The sequence below is a fragment of the Bordetella trematum genome, assembly GCF_900078335.1.
GTDB classification, from domain to species: domain Bacteria; phylum Pseudomonadota; class Gammaproteobacteria; order Burkholderiales; family Burkholderiaceae_B; genus Bordetella; species Bordetella trematum.
On the sequence record NZ_FKBR01000005.1, the window covers coordinates 16,456 to 34,697 of the forward strand.

Below are 18,242 nucleotides of genomic sequence, written 5' to 3' on the forward strand. Positions count from 1 at the left end.
ATGTGTGCGCTCCCACGGGGCACCCCGCAAGGGCGGCACAACCGGCAGGTTTTCCCACTCCACTGCGGCGCGCAAGCCGTCGCGGTGTGTAGCAACGGCCATTTTGGCCCCATGGATTATTAACCTAATGTCTTCCGTTTCCACTACCGCCTTCGGTGGCGAAAGCTTCGCCGACCTGTTTGCCGAGAGCCTCAAGAGCCAGGACATGAAGTCCGGCGAGGTCATCAGCGCCGAAGTCGTTCGCGTCGACCATAACTTTGTCGTCGTCAACGCCGGTCTGAAGTCCGAGGCTCTGATTCCCCTGGAAGAGTTCCTGAACGACCAGGGCGAACTCGAAGTCCAGCCCGGCGATTTCGTTTCCGTGGCGATCGATTCGCTGGAAAACGGCTACGGCGACACCATCCTGTCGCGTGACCGCGCCAAGCGTCTGTCGGCCTGGCTGCAACTGGAAAAGGCCCTGGAAAATGGCGAGCTGGTTACCGGCACCATCACGGGCAAGGTCAAGGGCGGCCTGACCGTCATGACCAACGGCATCCGCGCCTTCCTGCCGGGTTCGCTGGTCGACCTGCGTCCGGTCAAGGACACGACCCCGTACGAGGGCAAGACGCTCGAGTTCAAGGTCATCAAGCTGGACCGCAAGCGCAACAACGTCGTGCTGTCGCGTCGCCAGGTGCTGGAAGCCAGCATGGGCGAAGAGCGCCAGAAGCTGCTCGAAACCCTGCACGAAGGTGCGGTGGTCAAGGGCGTGGTCAAGAACATCACCGACTACGGCGCGTTCGTGGACCTGGGCGGCATCGACGGCCTGCTGCACATCACCGACATGGCCTGGCGCCGTGTGCGTCACCCGTCCGAAGTCCTGCAAGTGGGTCAGGAAGTCGAAGCCAAGGTCCTCAAGTTCGACCAGGAAAAGAGCCGCGTGTCGCTGGGCGTCAAGCAGCTGGGCGAAGATCCGTGGGTGGGCCTGGCTCGCCGCTACCCGCAAGGCACCCGTCTGTTCGGCAAGGTGACCAACCTGACCGACTACGGCGCCTTCGTTGAAGTTGAAGCCGGCATCGAAGGTCTGGTGCACGTTTCCGAAATGGACTGGACCAACAAGAACGTCGATCCGCGCAAGGTTGTCACCCTGGGCGAAGAAGTCGAAGTCATGGTCCTGGAAATCGACGAAGACCGTCGTCGTATTTCGCTGGGCATGAAGCAGTGCCGCCAGAACCCGTGGGAAGAGTTCGCCACGAACTTCAAGCGCGGCGACAAGGTGCGCGGCGCCATCAAGTCGATCACCGACTTCGGCGTGTTCGTCGGCCTGCCCGGCGGCATCGATGGCCTGGTTCACCTGTCCGACCTGTCGTGGACCGAAACCGGCGAAGAAGCCGTTCGCAACTTCAAGAAGGGCGACGAGATCGAAGCCGTGGTTCTGGGCATCGATACCGAGAAGGAGCGCATCTCCCTGGGTATCAAGCAACTGGAAGGCGACCCCTTCAACAACTTCGTCGCCACCTACGACAAGGGCGCCGTGGTGCCGGGCACGATCAAGTCGGTCGAGCCCAAGGGTGCCGTGGTGACGCTGTCGGTCGACGTCGAAGGCTACCTGCGCGCTTCCGAGATCTCCTCGGGTCGTGTCGAAGATGCCACCACCGTGCTGAAGGCCGGCGACAACCTCGAAGCCATGATCATCAACATCGATCGCAAGGCGCGTTCGATCCAGTTGTCGGTCAAGGCTCGCGATAACGCCGAAACCGCTGACACCATCCAGCGCATGTCCGAAGCCAGCGCCTCGTCGGGTACCACCAACCTGGGCGCGCTGCTCAAGGCCAAGCTGGACCAACAGCGCAACGACGGCTGACGTGACCAAGTCGGAGCTGATCGCCGCTCTGGCGGCCCGCTATCCCCAGCTGGCCGCCCGTGACACCGATTATGCGGTCAAGACCATGCTTGAAGCGATGACCCAGGCCCTGGCCTCGGGTCAGCGCATCGAGATCCGTGGTTTTGGCAGCTTCTCGTTGTCGCAGCGGTCTCCGCGCGTGGGGCGCAATCCCAAGTCGGGCGAACAGGTGCTGGTGCCGGGCAAGCAGGTACCGCATTTCAAGGCCGGCAAGGAGTTGCGGGAACGCGTGGATCTGGCTGGAAACGGGGGGGAGGACAATGCTTCGGCCGAGTCTTCCGACCCGCTGCAGTCCGTGATGGACATGCACGCAATGCATTGACCACACGCGATCCTCGCGCCGCATGGCCCCTTGATGTTTCAAGGGGCTTTTTCGTTTCTGCGCGGCGTGTCGGAAAAAGCCTGGTCGTAGCGAAGGCGTATGGCCGTGCTTGCGCTTACAATTGACTATCTCATTCCTCTGGAGCATGCGCCATGCGCTACTTCGTCTGGGCCCTGCGTTTGATCGTGTTCATTGCCGTGCTGATGTTCGCACTCAAGAACACCGACCCGGTCGCCGTCAAGTTCTACGCCGATTATGTGGTGCAGGATGTTCCGTTGATCGTCGTCATGCTGGCCACCTTCGTGCTGGGGGCGGTGTTCGGCCTGCTGCTGACCGTGCCGGCCTCCATGCGCCGTCGCCGCGAGGCGCAGCGCCTGCGCCGCGAACTCGAACGCCTGCAGGCCAGCGATCAGGCCGTCCCGGTCGCGCCCGAGGCTGTCGCCCCGATGTCGCCGCTGTAACGCGGCATTTTTGATCGCATTCAAGAGCCGGAAACGTGGACTTTGAACCCTGGTGGCTGATTTTCGTACCAGTGCTGTTTGCACTGGGCTGGTTGGCGGCGCGCTTTGATTTCCGCCAGATGCTGCGCGAGACGCGCACGCTGCCGGACTCTTATTTCCGCGGCCTGAATTTTCTGCTCAACGAGGAGCCGGACCGGGCCATCGATGCCTTTGTCGAAGTCGCCAAACTCGATCCGGAAACCACCGAGCTGCACTTTGCGCTCGGCAGCCTGTTTCGCCGCCGCGGCGAAATGGAGCGCGCCATCCGCGTGCACCAGAGCCTCCTGAACCGCTCGGATCTGCCTCAGGCCGAGCGCGAGCATGCCCAGCATGAACTGGCGCAGGATTTCCTCAAGGCGGGCATGCTGGATCGTGCCGAGTCGGCCTTCGAGCAGCTCAAGGACACCGATACGCGCTATGCCCTGCCGGCCCTGCGTTCGCTGATCCGTATCTACGAATCCGAACACGATTGGCCGCGCGCCATCGAGGCCGTGCGCACCTTGCATGGTCTGGTCGATGAGCCGGTCCCGCAACTGGTGCACTACTACTGCGAACAGGCGCAAGGGGCGCTGGCGGCCAAGCCGGCCGATCTCGATGCCGCCCAGGCAGCGCTGGATGCCGCCGAGCACGCCGCCGAGGGCAGCGGGCGTGGCGGCCTGAGCCGCGGCTCCAAGGTGCGCACCGCCATGCTGCGCGCGCGCGTGGCTGCCCTCGAAAGCGACAGCAAGCGTGAACGCATGTACCTGGAAAGCATCCTGGCCGATGCGCCCGAGTATGCCGGCCTGGTGGCCGAGGCCGTGTTGAACAACTACCGTCAGGCCGGCGAGGAAGTCGAAGGTCTGGCGCGCCTGCGCACCCATTACGAACGTCACGCCTCCCTGGATCTGTTCAATGTGGTGTTTCGCGAGTTGCGCGCCCAGCAAGGCAGCGAGCCGGCCTGGTCGTTCGCACGCGAAGCGCTGCGCCTGCACCCGTCGCTGCTTGGCCTGGACCGCCTGCTCGAAGCCGAGCTGGCCGCGCCGTCGGGCGAGGCTGGCAAGCCGCCGGTGCCGGGCGCAGACCTGTCGCTGCTGCGCAGCCTGATCCATAAACATACGCAGCGCCTGGACCGCTACGCCTGCCGCAGCTGCGGTTTCCAGGCACGCCGGTTCTACTGGCAATGCCCGGGCTGCAACGCCTGGGAAACCTATGCGCCGCGTCGTCTGGAAGAACTTGAATGATGGCTTTTCCCGCCCAGGCCGTCGCGCAGTCGCGCGTGCTGGTCGTCGGTGATGTGATGCTGGACCGTTATTGGTTCGGCGAGGTGGAGCGGATTTCGCCCGAAGCGCCCGTGCCCGTGGTGCGGGTGGCGCGCCGCGAAGACAGATTGGGTGGCGCTGCCAACGTGGCGCGCAACATTGCCGCATTGGGCGCACAGGCTGTGTTGATCGGCGTGGTCGGCGCCGACGAGGCCGGTCAGCGCATCGCGACGCTGGCCGCCGAAGAGGGCGTGCGCACCGAGCTGCCGGCAGACCCGGGCTGTCCGACCACGCTCAAGATGCGCGTACTGGGACGCCAGCAGCAATTGCTGCGCGTGGATTTCGAAGAGCACCCCTCGGCGGCCGTGGTCGATGCGGTGCATGAGGCCCTGCTGCGCGAATTGCCCCATTGCGATGTGCTGGTGCTGTCGGATTACGCCAAGGGCACCCTGGCGCGGGTCGCCGAGCTCATCGCCCTGGCGCGCGCGCGCAAGATCCCGGTGCTGGTCGATCCCAAGGGCGCTGATTACAGCCGCTATCGGGGCGCGACCCTGGTCACGCCCAACCGCCTCGAAATGCAGCTGGCCGTGGGCCACTGGAGCGATGAGGACGACCTGACGCGCCGGGCCCAGGCCTTGCGCGAAGCGCTCGACCTCGAGGCCTTGCTGGTCACGCGCTCGGAGCAGGGCATGACCCTCTTTCTTGAGCAGGGGCGCGACCACGTCGACGCCCAGGCGCACGAAGTGTTTGACGTATCCGGCGCGGGCGATACCGTGCTGGCCGCGCTGGCGGTGATGCGCGCGGCAGGCCTGTCCTGGGCCGAGGCCATGTATTGGGCCAACCGCGCCGGCGGCATCGTCGTCGGCAAGCTGGGCACTTCGGTGGTGACCGGCGCTGAACTTGCAGGAGATACCCCATGATTGTGGTGACTGGCGCAGCCGGTTTCATCGGCAGCAACCTGGTGCGCGGGCTCAACCGCCGTGGCATCCATGACATCCTCGCCATCGACGACCTCACCCAGGGTGACAAATTCCTCAATCTGGTCGATTGCCGGATCGCCGACTACATGCATCACGAGGATGCGCGCGAGCGTCTGCGCGCCGGCACGCTGCCCAAGCTGCGCGCCGTGCTGCATCAGGGCGCCTGCTCGGATACCACCGAGCGCGATGGCCGCTACATGATGGACAACAATTACCGCGTCACCCTCGAATGGTTCGAGTACTGCCAGGCGCAGCGCGTGCCGTTTCTGTATGCCTCGTCGGCGGCCGTCTACGGGGCTTCGTCCGTCTACGTCGAAGACCCGGCCAACGAAGGTCCGCTCAATGTCTATGGTTATTCCAAGCTGCTGTTCGATCAGGTGCTGCGCACCCGGATGGATCGCCTGACGGCCCAGGTGGTGGGCCTGCGTTATTTCAACGTCTACGGTCCTCATGAGCAGCACAAGGGCCGCATGGCCTCTGTGGCTTTCCACAACATGAACCAGTTCCTCGCCGAGGGCCATGTGCGCCTGTTCGAGGGTTGGGACGGCTACGCCAACGGTGGGCAGAGCCGCGACTTCATTTCGGTGGAGGACGTGGTGGCCGTCAATCTGCATTTTCTCGATCATCCGGACGTCTCCGGCATCTTCAACTGCGGCACCGGGCGGGCCCAGCCGTTCAATGATGTGGCCGTCGCGGTGGTCAACAGCCTGCGTGCAGAACGTGGCGAGGCTGCGCTGCCGCTTGAGGCGCTGGTCGAGCAGGGACTGATCCGGTACATCCCCTTCCCGGATGACCTGAAGGGTCGTTATCAGAGCTTTACGCAGGCCAATGTGGACAGCCTGCGCGCGGCCGGATTCGATGCGCCCATGCGCGACGTGCAGGCCGGCGTCAGCGAGTACGTGCGCTACTGGCGCGCGCGCAAGTAGCGCGGCGCCGCCTTCGGGCCTTCCGTAAGGGCGGGCCCGCTAGGGCAAAACGGGGCACTCAGGGGGCGGCATGGCTGCCCCCTGACGCATTCTGGAGCCCGTGGCGGCGTGGGCCGCCCGCAATCCGGAGTCCATCCATGTCCCTGCCCCGTCTTTCCCTGCTGGCCCGAGTGATGCTTGCGGCAGCGCTGCTGGCGCCTGCCGTTTCGGCCCGGGCCCTTGATGTCAATCTTGCCGATGCGGCCCAGCTGACGCATCTCAAGGGGCTTGGCCCCGCCACGGCCGAGCGCATCGTGCGCGAACGTGAGCGTGGCGGCCCCTATCTGTCGCCCCAGGATCTGGCCGAGCGGGTGAGAGGCATCGGCGCACGCAAGCTGCAGGGCCTGCAGGAGGCCGGCCTGACGGTCGGGCCGGCAGGCCCTGCGTCAGCTTCCCGGGAGGCCGCGCGGCCCGCGGGCCGTCCGGGCGCACGGCCGGCCACGCCCACGCGCCGCCCCTGAGGCGGTGCTTCGCCCGGTGGCCCTTTTCGGAGCGCGGGTTTCCCTGCGCAGCGGCGCATCGGGCGGTTATCATCCTTGCATGAACGCCATTACCTATCCCACGATCGAGCAAACCGTCGGCCATACGCCGCTGGTGCGTCTGCAACGCATTCCTGGCGCCTCGGGCCAGGCGCGCGGCAACGTCATTCTCGCCAAGCTCGAAGGCAACAACCCGGCCGGTTCCGTCAAGGATCGGGCGGCCCTGTCGATGATCCTGCGGGCCGAGGCGCGCGGCGAGATCGCCCCTGGCGATACGCTGATCGAGGCCACCAGCGGCAATACGGGCATTGCGCTGGCCATGACGGCGGCCATGCGCGGCTACCGCATGATCCTCATCATGCCGGACAACCTGTCGGTCGAACGGCGCGCCGCCATGACTGCTTACGGGGCCGAGCTGATCCTGACGCCGGCCGCGCAGGGCGGCATGGAGTATGCCCGTGATCTGGCCATGTCCATGCAGGCCGAAGGCAAGGGCAAGGTGCTGGATCAATTCTCCAACGCGGACAACCCCCAGGCGCATATCGAAGGCACCGGCCCTGAAATATGGGATCAGACCGGCGGTCAGGTGACCCATTTCGTCAGCGCCATGGGCACGACCGGCACCATCGTGGGCGTATCGCGCTACCTGAAGTCGCGCAATCCCGCCGTGCAGGTGGTCGGCGCGCAGCCGGCCGAGGGCTCGCAGATCCCGGGTATCCGCAAGTGGCCCGAGGAATATCTGCCGAAGATTTTCGACCCTAGCGTGGTGGATGGCTACGAGTCGATTTCGCAGGCCGATGCCGAGGCCATGGCGCGCCGGCTGGCGGCTGAAGAGGGTATTTTTTGCGGGATCTCGTCGGCTGGCGCGCTGGTCGCGGCGCTGCGCGTGGCCGAGCGGGTCGAGAACGCCACCATCGTGTTCATCGTCTGCGATCGCGGCGACCGCTATCTGTCGACCGGCGTATTCAACTGAACTGGCGGTTTCTGGTACCCGAGCCGGCCTGCAAGCGATCGCAGGCCGGTTTTCTTTGGGCTTGCCGGCGTCAGCGCTGCCCCATGCGGGCGGAGATCGCGTCGGCCAGCTCTGCTACGGCGGTGGCGTAGAAATAGCTGCGGTTGTATTGCGTGATGACGAAGAAATTGCTGGTGCCGGTGCGGTACTGTGCCGTGCCGCGCGCTTCTTCGGCCAGGTCGACGATGCCCAGGGGACTGCTTTGCCAGCTGCCGCCGCTGGCGCCGGGAGCGAGGCGTGCTCCGGCCTGCTGCAATTGGGCCCAGCTGAGCTTGGGCGTCAGGCCGCCATCGACCAGCGCCGACGGATCAGCGGGCAGGATGACCGGGGCGAACACCGGCAGGCTGCGCTGCCAGCCATGGTTCTGCAGGAAACGGCCCACGGACATGACGGCATCGGGCACGCTGTGGCTCAGGTCGATGTGGCCGTCATCGTCGCCGTCGGCGGCATGGTGGGCGATGCTGGTCGGCATGAACTGAGGCAGCCCGATGGCGCCGGCATAAGAACCCAGCGTGTCGGGGGCCAGTTTGCCTTGCAGCGTCAGGGTGATGAAGTCGGCCAACTGGTTGCGGAACATGGCGACCCGTTCCGGGCGCACCGGTTCGGGGTAGTCGAAGGCCAGGGTGGAGAGGGCGTCGATGACCCGGAAGTTGCCCATGTTGCGGCCGTAGAGGGTCTCCACGCCGATGATGGACACGATGATGGAAGCCGGTACGCCGTATTGCTGTGCCGCCTGTTCGATGACGGAGCGGTTTTCGTTCCAGAATTCCACGCCCCACTGGATGCGCTTGGGCTCCACGAAGCGCCCGCGGTAGGTGTTCCAGCTGCGCCATACCTTGCGCCCCGGTATCGATGGGGCGATCAGGCGGGCTACGGTGCTGTTGTAGCTGGCGTCGTTGAGCAGCGCCATCACGGCGGGCAAGGGAAGGTTGCGCTCGGCAGCCAGCGCCTGGCCGAACTGTTGGACTTCGGGCCGCAGGGCTGCGCCATCGATCACCCTGGTCGATGGGGTTTCCTGGGGACGGTCCGGGCCGATGCGGATCGCCTGCCCGGGGGCCTGGCGCTGCGGCGCCTCGGCCGCTTCGGGAGGAGAAACCGCGGGGGAGGCACAGCCCGCGGTCAGGGCGGAAACAAAACAGATTTGCAGGAAACGCCGGGTGATGAACATAATCTTCCCTATGGAGACCATGTATATTACTCACCCCTCATGCAAACTGCATGAAATGGGCAGTTGGCACCCGGAAGGCCCGCAGAGGCTGGATGCCATTTCCGATCAGCTGCTATCCAGCGGATTGATGCCCTATCTGGCCGAAAAAGAGGCCGGCGTCGCCAGCCGCGAGGATATTCTGCGCGTGCACAGCGCCTATCATCTGGATCGCCTGCGCGAGATGGCGCCCGAACATGGCTATACCGCCATCGATTCCGACACCCTCATGAACCCGCATACCCTGGATGCCGCCTACCATGCCGCGGGGGCCGGGATCACGGCGGTCGATGCGGTCATGGCCGGCGAGGCCAGCACGGTTTTTTGTGCAGTGCGTCCACCCGGGCACCACGCCGAGCACAGCCGCGCCATGGGTTTTTGTTTCTTCAACAATGTCGCCATCGCAGCACGTTATGCGCTCAGCCGATACGGCCTGGAGCGCATCGCCATCATCGATTTCGATGTCCACCACGGCAATGGCACCGAAGAGGCGTTTGCCGGCGACGACCGGGTGCTGATGTGCAGTTTCTTTCAGCATCCCTTCTTCCCCAACAGCGGCTTCGAACATCCCGCCAGCAACATGGTGAACGTGCCCCTGGAGGCCTATGCCACCGGCGTGGCGGTGCGCCAGGCCGTGCAGCAGGAGTGGCTGCCGCGACTGCAGGCCCATGCGCCGCAACTGCTGTTCATTTCGGCTGGTTTCGATGCCCATCGCGAGGACGACATGGCGCAGATGGGGCTGGTCGAAGCCGATTATGCATGGATCACGGATCGCCTGGTCGAGGTGGCAGATCGCTATGCGCAAGGGCGGATTGTGAGCACGCTGGAGGGCGGCTATAACTTGTCCGCACTGGCTCGCAGCGTGGTCGCGCACATGCGATCCCTTTCTAAGTTGTAGAATCAGGAAAAATTTGTGCAATGCAACTCCCGGTATTCCACCGGGGTGTCATCTTTTTGGAGGCTGCTGGATGAAGGTATTGGTACCCGTCAAGCGCGTCGTTGACTATAACGTCAAGGTGCGCGTGAAATCTGATCAGACCGGGGTGGACATCGCCAACGTGAAGATGTCGATGAACCCCTTTGACGAAATCGCCGTCGAGGAAGCGACGCGCCTGAAGGAAAAGGGCGGCGTGACCGAGGTCGTGGCCGTGTCTTGCGGCGTGGCCCAGAGCCAGGAAACCCTGCGCACGGCCATGGCCATCGGCGCTGACCGTGGCGTGCTGGTGCAGACCGATGCCGAACTGCAGCCCCTGGCCGTGGCCAAGCTGCTCAAGGCGCTGGTCGACAAGGAACAGCCGCAACTGGTGATCCTGGGCAAGCAGGCCATCGATGACGACGCCAACCAGACCGGCCAGATGCTGGCCGCGCTGCTGGACTGGCCGCAAGCCACGTTCGCCAGCAAGGTCGAGCTGGGCGACGGCCAGGTGACGGTGACGCGCGAGGTCGACGGTGGCCTGGAAACGCTGACCCTCAAGCTGCCGGCGATCATCACGACCGACCTGCGTCTGAACGAGCCGCGCTACGTCACGCTGCCCAACATCATGAAGGCCAAGAAGAAGCCGCTCGACACGGTCACGCCTGAAGAGCTGGGCGTGGACGCCGCGCCGCGTCTGAAGACCCTCAAGGTCACCGAACCGCCTGCGCGCAAGGCTGGCATCAAGGTGCCGGACGTCGCCACGCTGGTCGAGAAACTCAAGAACGAAGCCAAGGTGATCTAACAATGACGACGCTTGTTATTGCCGAACACGACAACGCCCAACTGAAGGGTGCCACCCTGAACACCGTGGCCGCCGCCGCCAAGCTTGGCGGCGACGTGCACGTGCTGGTGGCGGGCAGCAACGCCCGCGCCGTGGCCGAGCAGGCTGCCGCCGTGGCCGGCGTGTCCAAGGTGCTGCTGGCCGACGCCCCGCAACTGGCCGAAGGGCTGGCCGAGAACCTGGCCGCCCAGGTGCTGGCCGTGGCGTCGGGCTACAGCCACATCCTGTTCCCGGCGACCGCCTCGGGCAAGAACGTGGCCCCGCGCGTGGCCGCCAAGCTGGACGTGGCCCAGATCTCCGACATCATCGCTGTCGAGTCGGCCGATACCTTCCAGCGCCCCATCTACGCCGGCAACGCCATCGCCACCGTGCAATCGGGCGATGCCGTCAAGGTCATCACCGTGCGCACCACCGGCTTTGACGCCGTGGCCGCCAGCGGTGGCTCGGCTGCCATCGAAGATGCCGCTGCCGTGGCGGATTCGGGTCTGTCGTCCTTTGTCGGCCGCGAAGTCGCCAAGAGCGACCGTCCCGAGCTGGCCGGCGCCCGCGTGGTCGTCTCCGGCGGCCGTGGCATGGGCAGCGCCGAGAACTTCAAGATCCTCGATCCGCTGGCCGACAAGCTCGGCGCGGCGCTGGGCGCTTCGCGTGCCGCCGTCGATGCCGGCTACGCCCCCAACGACTGGCAGGTTGGCCAGACCGGCAAGATCGTTGCGCCGCAACTGTATGTCGCCGTCGGCATTTCCGGCGCCATTCAGCACCTGGCGGGCATGAAGGACTCCAAGGTCATCGTTGCCATCAACAAGGACCCGGAAGCGCCGATTTTCGGTGTTGCCGACTACGGTCTGGTGGGCGACCTGTTCCAGGTGGTCCCGGAACTGAGCAGCGCGCTGTAATACGCTGACCGGTGACGGCAGGAAACCGCGGCCTTCGGGCCGCGGTTTTTTTTCGTTCGTCGTGCGTGTTCCGACCCGCCGCTAGCCTGCTATTGCAGGCGGGGTGGGCTTGCTGCCGGTCAAGCCTGATAGTGTCGCGGGCGCCTGGCCTGCACGAGGCCAGACATGACAGGTTCGTGAGAGCCCCGGGGGTGCAAGCCCGGCAAAGTAACCGTGGCATTGGACACCATGACGTGCTCTGTGAGTTTTTTCGAGGCGATGCCGATCGCGGTGCTGTTCATCGCGGTGGGCCTGGGCTGCCTGCTGGGCAAACTACGTATCGGCCCCGTGGCGCTGGGCGGGGGCTGCGGCACGCTGATCGTGGCGCTGGTGCTTGGCCAGACGGGTTGCCAGGTGAGCGGACAACTGCGCGAGTTCGCCTTCGTGCTCTTCATTTTCGCCATGGGATATGCGGGCGGGCCGGGCTTTTTCGCCAGCCTGAATCGGTCCAGCCTGCGTTTCATGGCGCTGCCGCTCATGGAGGCGGTGCTGGTGGTGGCGATCGTCCTGGCGGCGGCACGCTGGTTCGGTTTCGATGCCGGCACGACCGCCGGGCTGGCTGCCGGCGCGGTGACCGAGTCGGCCGTGCTGGGCACCGCTTCGGAGGCCCTGCGCCAGCCGGGGTTGACCGCGGCCCAGGCTCAGCTGGCGCAAGCCAATATCGCCACCGCCTATTCGCTGACCTATCTGGTGGGTATGTTGAGCATCGTGTTCTTCACCAGCCAGGTGGCGCCGGTCCTGCTGGGCATCAATCTGCGCCAGGCGTCGCGCAAGCTGGAAACCCGGCTGGGGCATTTGCCCGGGCCCTTTCAGGGGGCTGATGCCGACCTGTCCCAGCTGGCTACACGCGCCCATCTCGTGCAGCAGGCCGGCGGCCTGACGGTGGCGCAGGCCGAACAGCGCCTGGGCGGGCAGGCGGCCATCACCCATGTGCTGCGCGCCGGCCGCAAGCACGTCGTCCAGGCCCGGGAGATCCTGCAGCCCGGCGATATCGCGCTGATCATCGGGGGGCGTGCGGCCTTGCAGCGCGCCACGGAGCAGTTCGGTCCCCAGACCGCAGTGCCGCAGGCCCATGCCGATGCGGCGGCGTTGCAGGTGCGTCGGGTGGTGCTTCATCGCCGGGGTGCCAGCGGCCGGACGCTGGCGCAGCTGGCCGAAGCGGCCGGGGTGCGTGGCGTGGTCATCAAGCAGGCCGTGCGCGCCGGGCATCGCATCCCCACGACCCAGGACACGCCTTTGCGGTATGGCGACGTCCTGGAGCTGGCCGGGGCGCAGCCGGCCCTGGAGGCGGCCATCGCCGGCGTGGGCAGCGAGTTGCGCTCCGACGGGGCCACCGACCTGATCTTCCTGTGCGCGGGCGTGCTGGCCGGACTGGGGGCAGGGAGTCTGTCGGTGACCCTGGGCGGGCTGCCGCTGTCGCTGGGTAGCGGGGGCGGGGCGCTGCTCAGCGGCCTGGCTTGCGGGTGGATCGCGACCCGATACCCGACGCTGGGACAGGTGCCGCCCGCGGCGCTCGGACTGCTCAAGGACCTGGGCATGGTGGTGTTCATCGCCTGTGTCGGCTTGTCGGCCGGTCCGCAGGCGATTACGCTCTTGAAAGCACACGGCCTGATTCTGCCTGTCATGGGCCTGCTGGTATCGTTGGTGCCTGCGTGCGCTTCCCTATGGATCGGGCATAAACTGCTCAAGATCGAGGGGCCGCTGCTGCTGGGGGCCATTGCCGGCCAGCATGTCAGCACCCCGGCGGTCAGTGCGGTGATTGCCCAGGCTGGCAGCCCGGTGCCCATTCTGGGCTATACCGTCACCTATGCCATCGCGAACGTGATGCTGCCGGTGCTGGGCCCCTTGATCGTGGCCCTGGCCCATCGCCTGGCCTGATGCCGGCAACGGCGATTCCCCATATACCCCAGGGCGGCATGAGCCGCCTGATTGCAGATTGAACGGAGACATCATGAGCTACACCACACCGCTGCGCGATATCCGGTTTGCCATGCAGGAACTGGCCGGATTGGACGAGATCCTCAAACTGCCGGGTTTCGAGGAGGTCGAGCCCGATGTGGTGGACGCCATCCTCGAGGAAAATGCCCGTTTCGTGCAGGAAGTGGTGGCGCCGCTGAATACCGTGGGGGATCGCCAGCCACCGGTCTGGCGCGACGGCGAGGTCAGCAGCGCGCCGGGTTTTGCCAAGGCTTTTGCCGAGTACGCGGCCGGCGGCTGGCAGGGGCTGCTGCATCCGACCCAATGGGGCGGGCAGGGGCTGCCTCAGCTGGTGGCCGCACCAGCGGCCGAGAACATGCAGTCAGCCAGTCTGGCGTTCGCCCTGTGCCCCATGCTGACGGACGGCGTGATCGAGGCGCTGCTGTCGGTTGGTTCGCCCGAGCAGCGTCAGACCTACGTGCCCAACCTGATCGGCGGCCGCTGGACCGGCACCATGAACCTGACCGAACCGCAGGCCGGCTCCGACCTGGCCATGGTGCAGACCAAGGCCGTCCCGCAGGATGACGGCAGCTACCGGCTGTCGGGTCAGAAAATCTTCATCACCTATGGCGAGCACGATCAGGCCGAGAACATCATCCATCTGGTCCTGGCGCGTCTGCCAGACGCGCCGGCCGGGGTCAAAGGGATTTCGCTGTTCATCGTGCCCAAGTTCCTCGTCAATGCCGATGGCTCGCTGGGGCCGCGCAACGACGTCTGGTGCGCCTCGCTGGAGCACAAGCTCGGCATCCATGGCAGCCCGACTGCCGTGCTGCTTTACGGCGCAGGCAAGGGCGAGGTGGGCGAGGGTGCAATCGGTTATCTGGTGGGCGAGGCCAATCGCGGCCTGGAATACATGTTCATCATGATGAATGCGGCCCGCTATGCGGTCGGCCAGCAAGGTATCGGCCTGTCCGAGCGCGCCTATCAGCTGGCGCAGGCCTACGCCCGCGAGCGCATCCAGGGGCGTGCGGTGGAAGGTTCGGCCGGTCCGGTGTCGATCTCGCACCACCCGGATGTGCAGCGCATGCTGCTGACCATGCGTGGCCTGACCGAAGCCGCGCGCGCCATCTCCTATGTGGCGGCTGCCGCGCAGGACAAGGCCAACCACCATCCCGACGCCGAGGTCCGCACGCGCAACCGCGCCTTCTATGAATACCTGGTACCCATCGTCAAGGGCTTTTCCACCGAGAGCGCGGTGGAGGTGGCCTCGCTGGGCGTGCAGGTGCATGGCGGCATGGGGTTCATCGAGGAGACCGGCGCGGCCCAGCACTATCGCGATGCCCGCATCCTGCCGATCTACGAAGGCACCACGGCCATCCAGGCCAATGACCTGGTCGGGCGCAAGACGTTGCGCGACGGCGGGGCCGCCGCCCATGCCTCGATCGCGGCCATGCGCGACACCCTCAAGGCGCTGCAGTCAGCCAGCGGGCAGGTGCCGATGGAGTACCGCGAGGGTTTCTGCCTGCTGCGTGACAACTTCGATCAGGCGATCCAGGCCTACGAGGGTGCGGTGGCCTTCGTGCTGGAGCAGGCGGGCGACCATGTGCGCGCCGTGTTCTCGGGCAGCGTGCCCTACCTCATGCTGGCCGGGGTGAGCCATGGCGGGTGGCAGATGGCCCGTGCCGCACTGGCTTGCCAGCGCCACATCCAGGCCGGCAGCCAGGATCCTTTCCATGTCCAGAAGCTGGGGACGGCGCTTTTCTATGGCGCCCATATCCTGCCGCGGACACTGTCGCTGTCGGCGGCGGTGCGGGCCGGCCTGGTGGCCGATGCCAGCGCAGCCCTGGCCGGCGTCGCCTGAGCCGGCGGAAAGGTTGGCGTTAGAACATAAGGTTATATGGTTTGCTTATTTCCATGGCTGTGGGTTTGATGCCAGAATTCCTGCACGCCAACCATCCTGGAGACTCGCATGGCACATCTTCGTCTGGGCGATACCGCGCCCGATTTTGAACAGAAATCGTCCATCGGCACGCTGCGTCTGTATGACTACCTTGGCGATCAATGGGGGGTGCTGTTCTCGCATCCGGCCGATTTCACGCCGGTGTGCACCACGGAACTGGGCTATACCGCCAAGCTGGCCGATGAGTTCGCCCGGCGCAACGTGAAGGTGCTGGCGCTGTCGGTGGACGATGAGGATTCGCATGGCAAATGGATCGACGACATCAATGACACGCAATCGACCCGGGTGAACTTCCCCATCCTGGCCGATGCCGATCGCAAGGTGTCCGAGCTCTACGACATGATCCACCCGAATGCCAACGCCACCCTGACGGTGCGTTCGGTGTTCATCATCGACCCGGCCAAGAAAGTCCGCCTGATCATCACCTATCCGGCCAGCACCGGCCGTAACTTCGACGAGATCCTGCGCGTGATCGACTCGCTGCAGCTGACCGACAACTACAGCGTGGCCACGCCGGTCAACTGGAAGGACGGCGAGGACGTCATCATCGTGCCCTCGCTCAAGGACGAGGCCGTGATCAAGGAGAAGTTCCCCAAGGGCTACAAGGCGCTGCGTCCGTATCTGCGCATTACTCCGCAGCCCAACAAATAAAGCGGCGACTTCCCCCGCTTGAGACAGCCAGGCCCGGTGCCTGGCTTTTTTTCGTCCGCCAGCCGCGGTTATGACGGCAGGTGATGAGCTGCCAAACAATCGGTCGTTCCCTGCATCGCGTGCTCGCCCCACACTGGCGCGATGGATGTCTTGCGGGAGCGATCATGATGCAACGGTGGGCCAGGGCCTGGCATGGCCTGTGGCGGCAAGGTCGTCAGGGGAGGGCGGCGACGCTTGCTGAGCTGTTTCTGCTGGGTTGGGCGCCGGCGGTGCTGCCGCGCCCGGGCAGTCCGGTGCGCGGGGCGGCGAGCGCCAGCGAGAAGCCGGCCTCGCCATCCTCAGCGACTTAGTGTTGTTTTTTTTCAAATTCCTTTGCGCACAGGGGTTTAGGTGCCTTTCCCGGATGGCGAAATCGAATCCGGCCCACCCTCGCGGGCATTGGGGTACATTGCAGAACACCCTTTGAGGGATTTCGGGGCTTGTCATGAGTACTGGTTTTTTGTACAGTACTTTCATGATGAGAACCGAACATTCGCTTTCCGCCGGTCTTGGGTCCCCGGCAGCCGCCCCCGCCGCCTTGCGCGGTCGGGGTGCGGTGACTAATGTTCGCCATCGCTTCGAGGACGTCGAGCGCGAGGCTTTCTATGATGGCTGGTCGGGCGACGATGCCTGCGCCCAGCCCGATCCGGCCTACGACACCTGCCAGGACATTCCCGATGACGATGTCTGCCAGGCGCTGCCCGATGACGACATGGGCGGCGTGGCGGCCCGGCCCGGTTGCGGTACGCCGGTGGTGGCGGAGCCGTCGGCGCAGGCGCCCCTGCATGAGCAAGGTGCGCAAGCCGGCGCCGAGCCGCCCCCCGTTGAGCCCGAGTCCGAGCCCGAACCCGAGCCCGAACCCGAGCCCGAACCCGAACCCGAACCCGAACCCACTTGCGGGCAGCGTCGCATTCCCGTCGTTGCCGCAGCGCGCACGCAAGTGCGGGTAGAGCAGGCACGCAAGCTGTTGTCGCGCAACGATTCGCCCGACATTCCCTTCGATCAGGCCGTCAATCCTTATCGCGGTTGCGAGCACGGCTGCGTCTATTGCTATGCACGGCCGACCCATGCCTATCTGGGCTATTCGCCGGGGCTGGACTTCGAAACCCGCCTGGTCGCCAAGGCCAATGCCGTGCAGGCCCTGCGGGCCGAGCTGGCGCGTCCCGGCTACAAGGTCTCGCCCATCAACATCGGTTCGGCCACGGACGCCTATCAGCCCATCGAACGCACCTGGCGTCTGACGCGAGGGCTGCTTGAGCTGATGCTGGAGACCCGGCATCCCCTGACCCTGGTCACCAAGAACGCTCTGGTCGAGCGCGATATCGATCTGATCGCCGCCCTGGCGCGCGAGCAACTGATCACCGTCTTCATCAGCGTCACCACGCTGGATGCGACCATGGCGCGCACGCTGGAGCCGCGCGCCTCGGCGCCGTGGCGGCGCATCGAAACCATACGCCGCCTCGCGCGTGCCGGCGTGCCGGTCGGGGTGCTGGTGGCGCCGGTCATTCCCTTCATCAACGATGAGTCGATGGAGCGCATCCTGGAAGCGGCTGCCGAGGCCGGGGCGAGCACGGCTTCGTACACCGTGGTTCGCCTGCCCTGGGAGGTCAAGACGGTGTTCGAGACCTGGCTGCATACCCATTTCCCCGACCGTGCCCAGCGGGTGCTGCATCGTATCGAGGACCTGCGCGACGGGCAGCGCAATGACATCCGTTTCGGTACCCGCATGCGGGGCACTGGCGTCTGGGCCGATCTGCTGCGCCAGCGTTTTCAGATTGCCGCACGCCGGCATGGCCTGAGTGAAAACCGGCCCGAGCTGGCGCTCGACAAATTCCAGGCTCCGCTGCCCCGGCAACCCCGCAGCAGCCCTGCCGAAGTCGCCCGTCAGGCAGGGCAGATGGCGCTTTTCGAAGATTGATCTGTTTCCCCCTCCAGCCCCTTTTGCCTTGCATCGCGCGACCGGGCCGGCTTTACCAAGGAGTTTTGTCATGACAGCGGTTTCGCTTTCTGCTGATGCCCTGCTTCCCCAGGCCGATGCCCGTCCCAGGCGGGCGGCCCGCAGCGTGACGGGCTGGCCGTTCCAGGCTGCGCCCGATGCCATCGCACCGGACCTGGCTGCCGATGGGCGGGGCGTCGAGGCCGGTGTGCCCGAGGCCGGCGGCGCACAGGCTGCCCGCCAGGCGCAAGAGGCCCTGTTGATGGCCTCGCACGTCGAGCGTTATCAGGTTTTGCTCGCGCGTGAAATGCGCCGCCGCATGGCCTGGGACGTGGTCATGGTGGTTTCGTGGGGCGCATTGGTTCCGGCCCTTATGTGGCTGGGGGCGGCGGCCGGTTTCTGAGCGACAGCCGCTGGCGTCGCTATGCACGGCCTAAACTGCCCGGCCTCAGCTGCCTGGCCTATGCTTCC

Annotated in this window: 17 protein-coding genes; 16 read left to right on the top strand and 1 reads right to left on the bottom strand. The window is 65.6% G+C overall.

The features are described from left to right. Window positions 1-127: 127 nt before the first annotated feature. The 8 genes from rpsA (at window position 128) to cysM (ending at window position 7,336) form a co-directional block, all read left to right on the top strand. Window positions 128-1,840 (top strand): 30S ribosomal protein S1, encoded by a 1,713-nt coding sequence (gene rpsA / locus A7V84_RS00210; RefSeq protein WP_025512410.1) that lies wholly within the window; start codon window positions 128-130, stop codon window positions 1,838-1,840. Between the two features lies 1 nt (window position 1,841). Then, entirely contained in the window at window positions 1,842-2,201 is a 360-nt protein-coding gene (locus A7V84_RS00215; RefSeq protein WP_025512408.1) for an integration host factor subunit beta, read from the top strand. A gap of 152 nt (window positions 2,202-2,353) precedes the next feature. Then, the gene (locus A7V84_RS00220; protein WP_025512407.1) at window positions 2,354-2,662 is read left to right on the top strand and encodes a LapA family protein; all 309 of its coding nucleotides are present in this window, start codon (window positions 2,354-2,356) and stop codon (window positions 2,660-2,662) included. A 35-nt stretch (window positions 2,663-2,697) separates the two neighbouring features. Next, on the top strand, window positions 2,698-3,921 hold the full coding sequence (gene lapB, locus A7V84_RS00225; RefSeq protein ID WP_025512406.1) for a lipopolysaccharide assembly protein LapB: 1,224 nt from the start codon (window positions 2,698-2,700) through the stop codon (window positions 3,919-3,921). Next, entirely contained in the window at window positions 3,918-4,859 is a 942-nt protein-coding gene (rfaE1, locus tag A7V84_RS00230; RefSeq protein WP_063492394.1) for a D-glycero-beta-D-manno-heptose-7-phosphate kinase, read from the top strand. Before lapB ends, rfaE1 begins: the two co-directional genes overlap by 4 nt. Beyond that, on the top strand, window positions 4,856-5,845 hold the full coding sequence (gene rfaD, locus A7V84_RS00235; RefSeq protein ID WP_025512756.1) for an ADP-glyceromanno-heptose 6-epimerase: 990 nt from the start codon (window positions 4,856-4,858) through the stop codon (window positions 5,843-5,845). The genes rfaE1 and rfaD overlap by 4 nt, the downstream gene beginning before the upstream one ends. 137 nt (window positions 5,846-5,982) lie before the next feature. Further along, a complete protein-coding gene (locus A7V84_RS00240; RefSeq protein WP_033534428.1) occupies window positions 5,983-6,345 on the top strand; it encodes a helix-hairpin-helix domain-containing protein in 363 nt (120 codons plus the stop codon). 79 nt (window positions 6,346-6,424) lie between these two features. After that, a complete protein-coding gene (gene cysM / locus A7V84_RS00245) occupies window positions 6,425-7,336 on the top strand; it encodes a cysteine synthase CysM (protein WP_025512404.1) in 912 nt (303 codons plus the stop codon). A 70-nt stretch (window positions 7,337-7,406) separates the two neighbouring features. On the opposite strand, the gene mltB is transcribed toward cysM, so the two are convergent. Further along, window positions 7,407-8,543, bottom strand: a complete 1,137-nt coding sequence (mltB, locus tag A7V84_RS00250) for a lytic murein transglycosylase B (protein ID WP_025512403.1) — start codon at window positions 8,541-8,543, stop codon at window positions 7,407-7,409. A 19-nt stretch (window positions 8,544-8,562) separates the two neighbouring features. On the opposite strand from mltB, the gene A7V84_RS00255 reads away from it, so the two are divergent. From A7V84_RS00255 to A7V84_RS00290, 8 genes are all read left to right on the top strand, one after another. Further along, window positions 8,563-9,477 (top strand): histone deacetylase family protein, encoded by a 915-nt coding sequence (locus A7V84_RS00255; protein ID WP_033534512.1) that lies wholly within the window; start codon window positions 8,563-8,565, stop codon window positions 9,475-9,477. A 70-nt stretch (window positions 9,478-9,547) separates the two neighbouring features. Further along, window positions 9,548-10,297 carry an electron transfer flavoprotein subunit beta/FixA family protein gene (locus A7V84_RS00260; protein ID WP_025512401.1) on the top strand — a complete coding sequence of 250 codons (750 nt, stop codon included), beginning with the start codon at window positions 9,548-9,550 and terminating at the stop codon, window positions 10,295-10,297. A gap of 2 nt (window positions 10,298-10,299) precedes the next feature. Further along, window positions 10,300-11,229, top strand: a complete 930-nt coding sequence (locus tag A7V84_RS00265) for an electron transfer flavoprotein subunit alpha/FixB family protein (RefSeq protein WP_063492393.1) — start codon at window positions 10,300-10,302, stop codon at window positions 11,227-11,229. A 228-nt stretch (window positions 11,230-11,457) separates the two neighbouring features. Continuing rightward, window positions 11,458-13,146 (top strand): aspartate-alanine antiporter-like transporter, encoded by a 1,689-nt coding sequence (locus A7V84_RS00270; RefSeq protein ID WP_063492392.1) that lies wholly within the window; start codon window positions 11,458-11,460, stop codon window positions 13,144-13,146. A 73-nt stretch (window positions 13,147-13,219) separates the two neighbouring features. Continuing rightward, a complete protein-coding gene (locus tag A7V84_RS00275; RefSeq protein WP_025512396.1) occupies window positions 13,220-15,046 on the top strand; it encodes an acyl-CoA dehydrogenase in 1,827 nt (608 codons plus the stop codon). A gap of 108 nt (window positions 15,047-15,154) precedes the next feature. Beyond that, window positions 15,155-15,796: a peroxiredoxin gene (locus A7V84_RS00280; protein ID WP_025512395.1), complete on the top strand. Its 642-nt coding sequence runs from the start codon at window positions 15,155-15,157 to the stop codon at window positions 15,794-15,796. Window positions 15,797-16,310: 514 nt separating this feature from the next. Next, complete coding sequence (locus tag A7V84_RS00285) at window positions 16,311-17,753, top strand: PA0069 family radical SAM protein (RefSeq protein ID WP_328586961.1); 1,443 nt, start codon at window positions 16,311-16,313, stop codon at window positions 17,751-17,753. Window positions 17,754-17,823: 70 nt separating this feature from the next. Beyond that, window positions 17,824-18,174, top strand: a complete 351-nt coding sequence (locus tag A7V84_RS00290) for a hypothetical protein (protein WP_063492391.1) — start codon at window positions 17,824-17,826, stop codon at window positions 18,172-18,174. The last annotated feature ends 68 nt before the right edge of the window (window positions 18,175-18,242 follow it).

Bases quoted from the DNA above. Each gene is read 5' to 3' on its own strand.
- rpsA (WP_025512410.1), top strand. From the start codon at position 128: ATGTCTTCCGTTTCCACTACCGCCTTCGGTGGCGAAAGCTTCGCCGAC.
- A7V84_RS00220 (WP_025512407.1), top strand. From the start codon at position 2,354: ATGCGCTACTTCGTCTGGGCCCTGCGTTTGATCGTGTTCATTGCCGTG.
- rfaE1 (WP_063492394.1), top strand. From the start codon at position 3,918: ATGATGGCTTTTCCCGCCCAGGCCGTCGCGCAGTCGCGCGTGCTGGTC.
- rfaD (WP_025512756.1), top strand. From the start codon at position 4,856: ATGATTGTGGTGACTGGCGCAGCCGGTTTCATCGGCAGCAACCTGGTG.
- A7V84_RS00240 (WP_033534428.1), top strand. From the start codon at position 5,983: ATGTCCCTGCCCCGTCTTTCCCTGCTGGCCCGAGTGATGCTTGCGGCA.
- cysM (WP_025512404.1), top strand. From the start codon at position 6,425: ATGAACGCCATTACCTATCCCACGATCGAGCAAACCGTCGGCCATACG.
- mltB (WP_025512403.1), bottom strand. From the start codon at position 8,543: ATGTTCATCACCCGGCGTTTCCTGCAAATCTGTTTTGTTTCCGCCCTG.
- A7V84_RS00255 (WP_033534512.1), top strand. From the start codon at position 8,563: ATGTATATTACTCACCCCTCATGCAAACTGCATGAAATGGGCAGTTGG.
- A7V84_RS00260 (WP_025512401.1), top strand. From the start codon at position 9,548: ATGAAGGTATTGGTACCCGTCAAGCGCGTCGTTGACTATAACGTCAAG.
- A7V84_RS00265 (WP_063492393.1), top strand. From the start codon at position 10,300: ATGACGACGCTTGTTATTGCCGAACACGACAACGCCCAACTGAAGGGT.
- A7V84_RS00270 (WP_063492392.1), top strand. From the start codon at position 11,458: ATGACGTGCTCTGTGAGTTTTTTCGAGGCGATGCCGATCGCGGTGCTG.
- A7V84_RS00275 (WP_025512396.1), top strand. From the start codon at position 13,220: ATGAGCTACACCACACCGCTGCGCGATATCCGGTTTGCCATGCAGGAA.
- A7V84_RS00280 (WP_025512395.1), top strand. From the start codon at position 15,155: ATGGCACATCTTCGTCTGGGCGATACCGCGCCCGATTTTGAACAGAAA.
- A7V84_RS00285 (WP_328586961.1), top strand. From the start codon at position 16,311: ATGATGAGAACCGAACATTCGCTTTCCGCCGGTCTTGGGTCCCCGGCA.
- A7V84_RS00290 (WP_063492391.1), top strand. From the start codon at position 17,824: ATGACAGCGGTTTCGCTTTCTGCTGATGCCCTGCTTCCCCAGGCCGAT.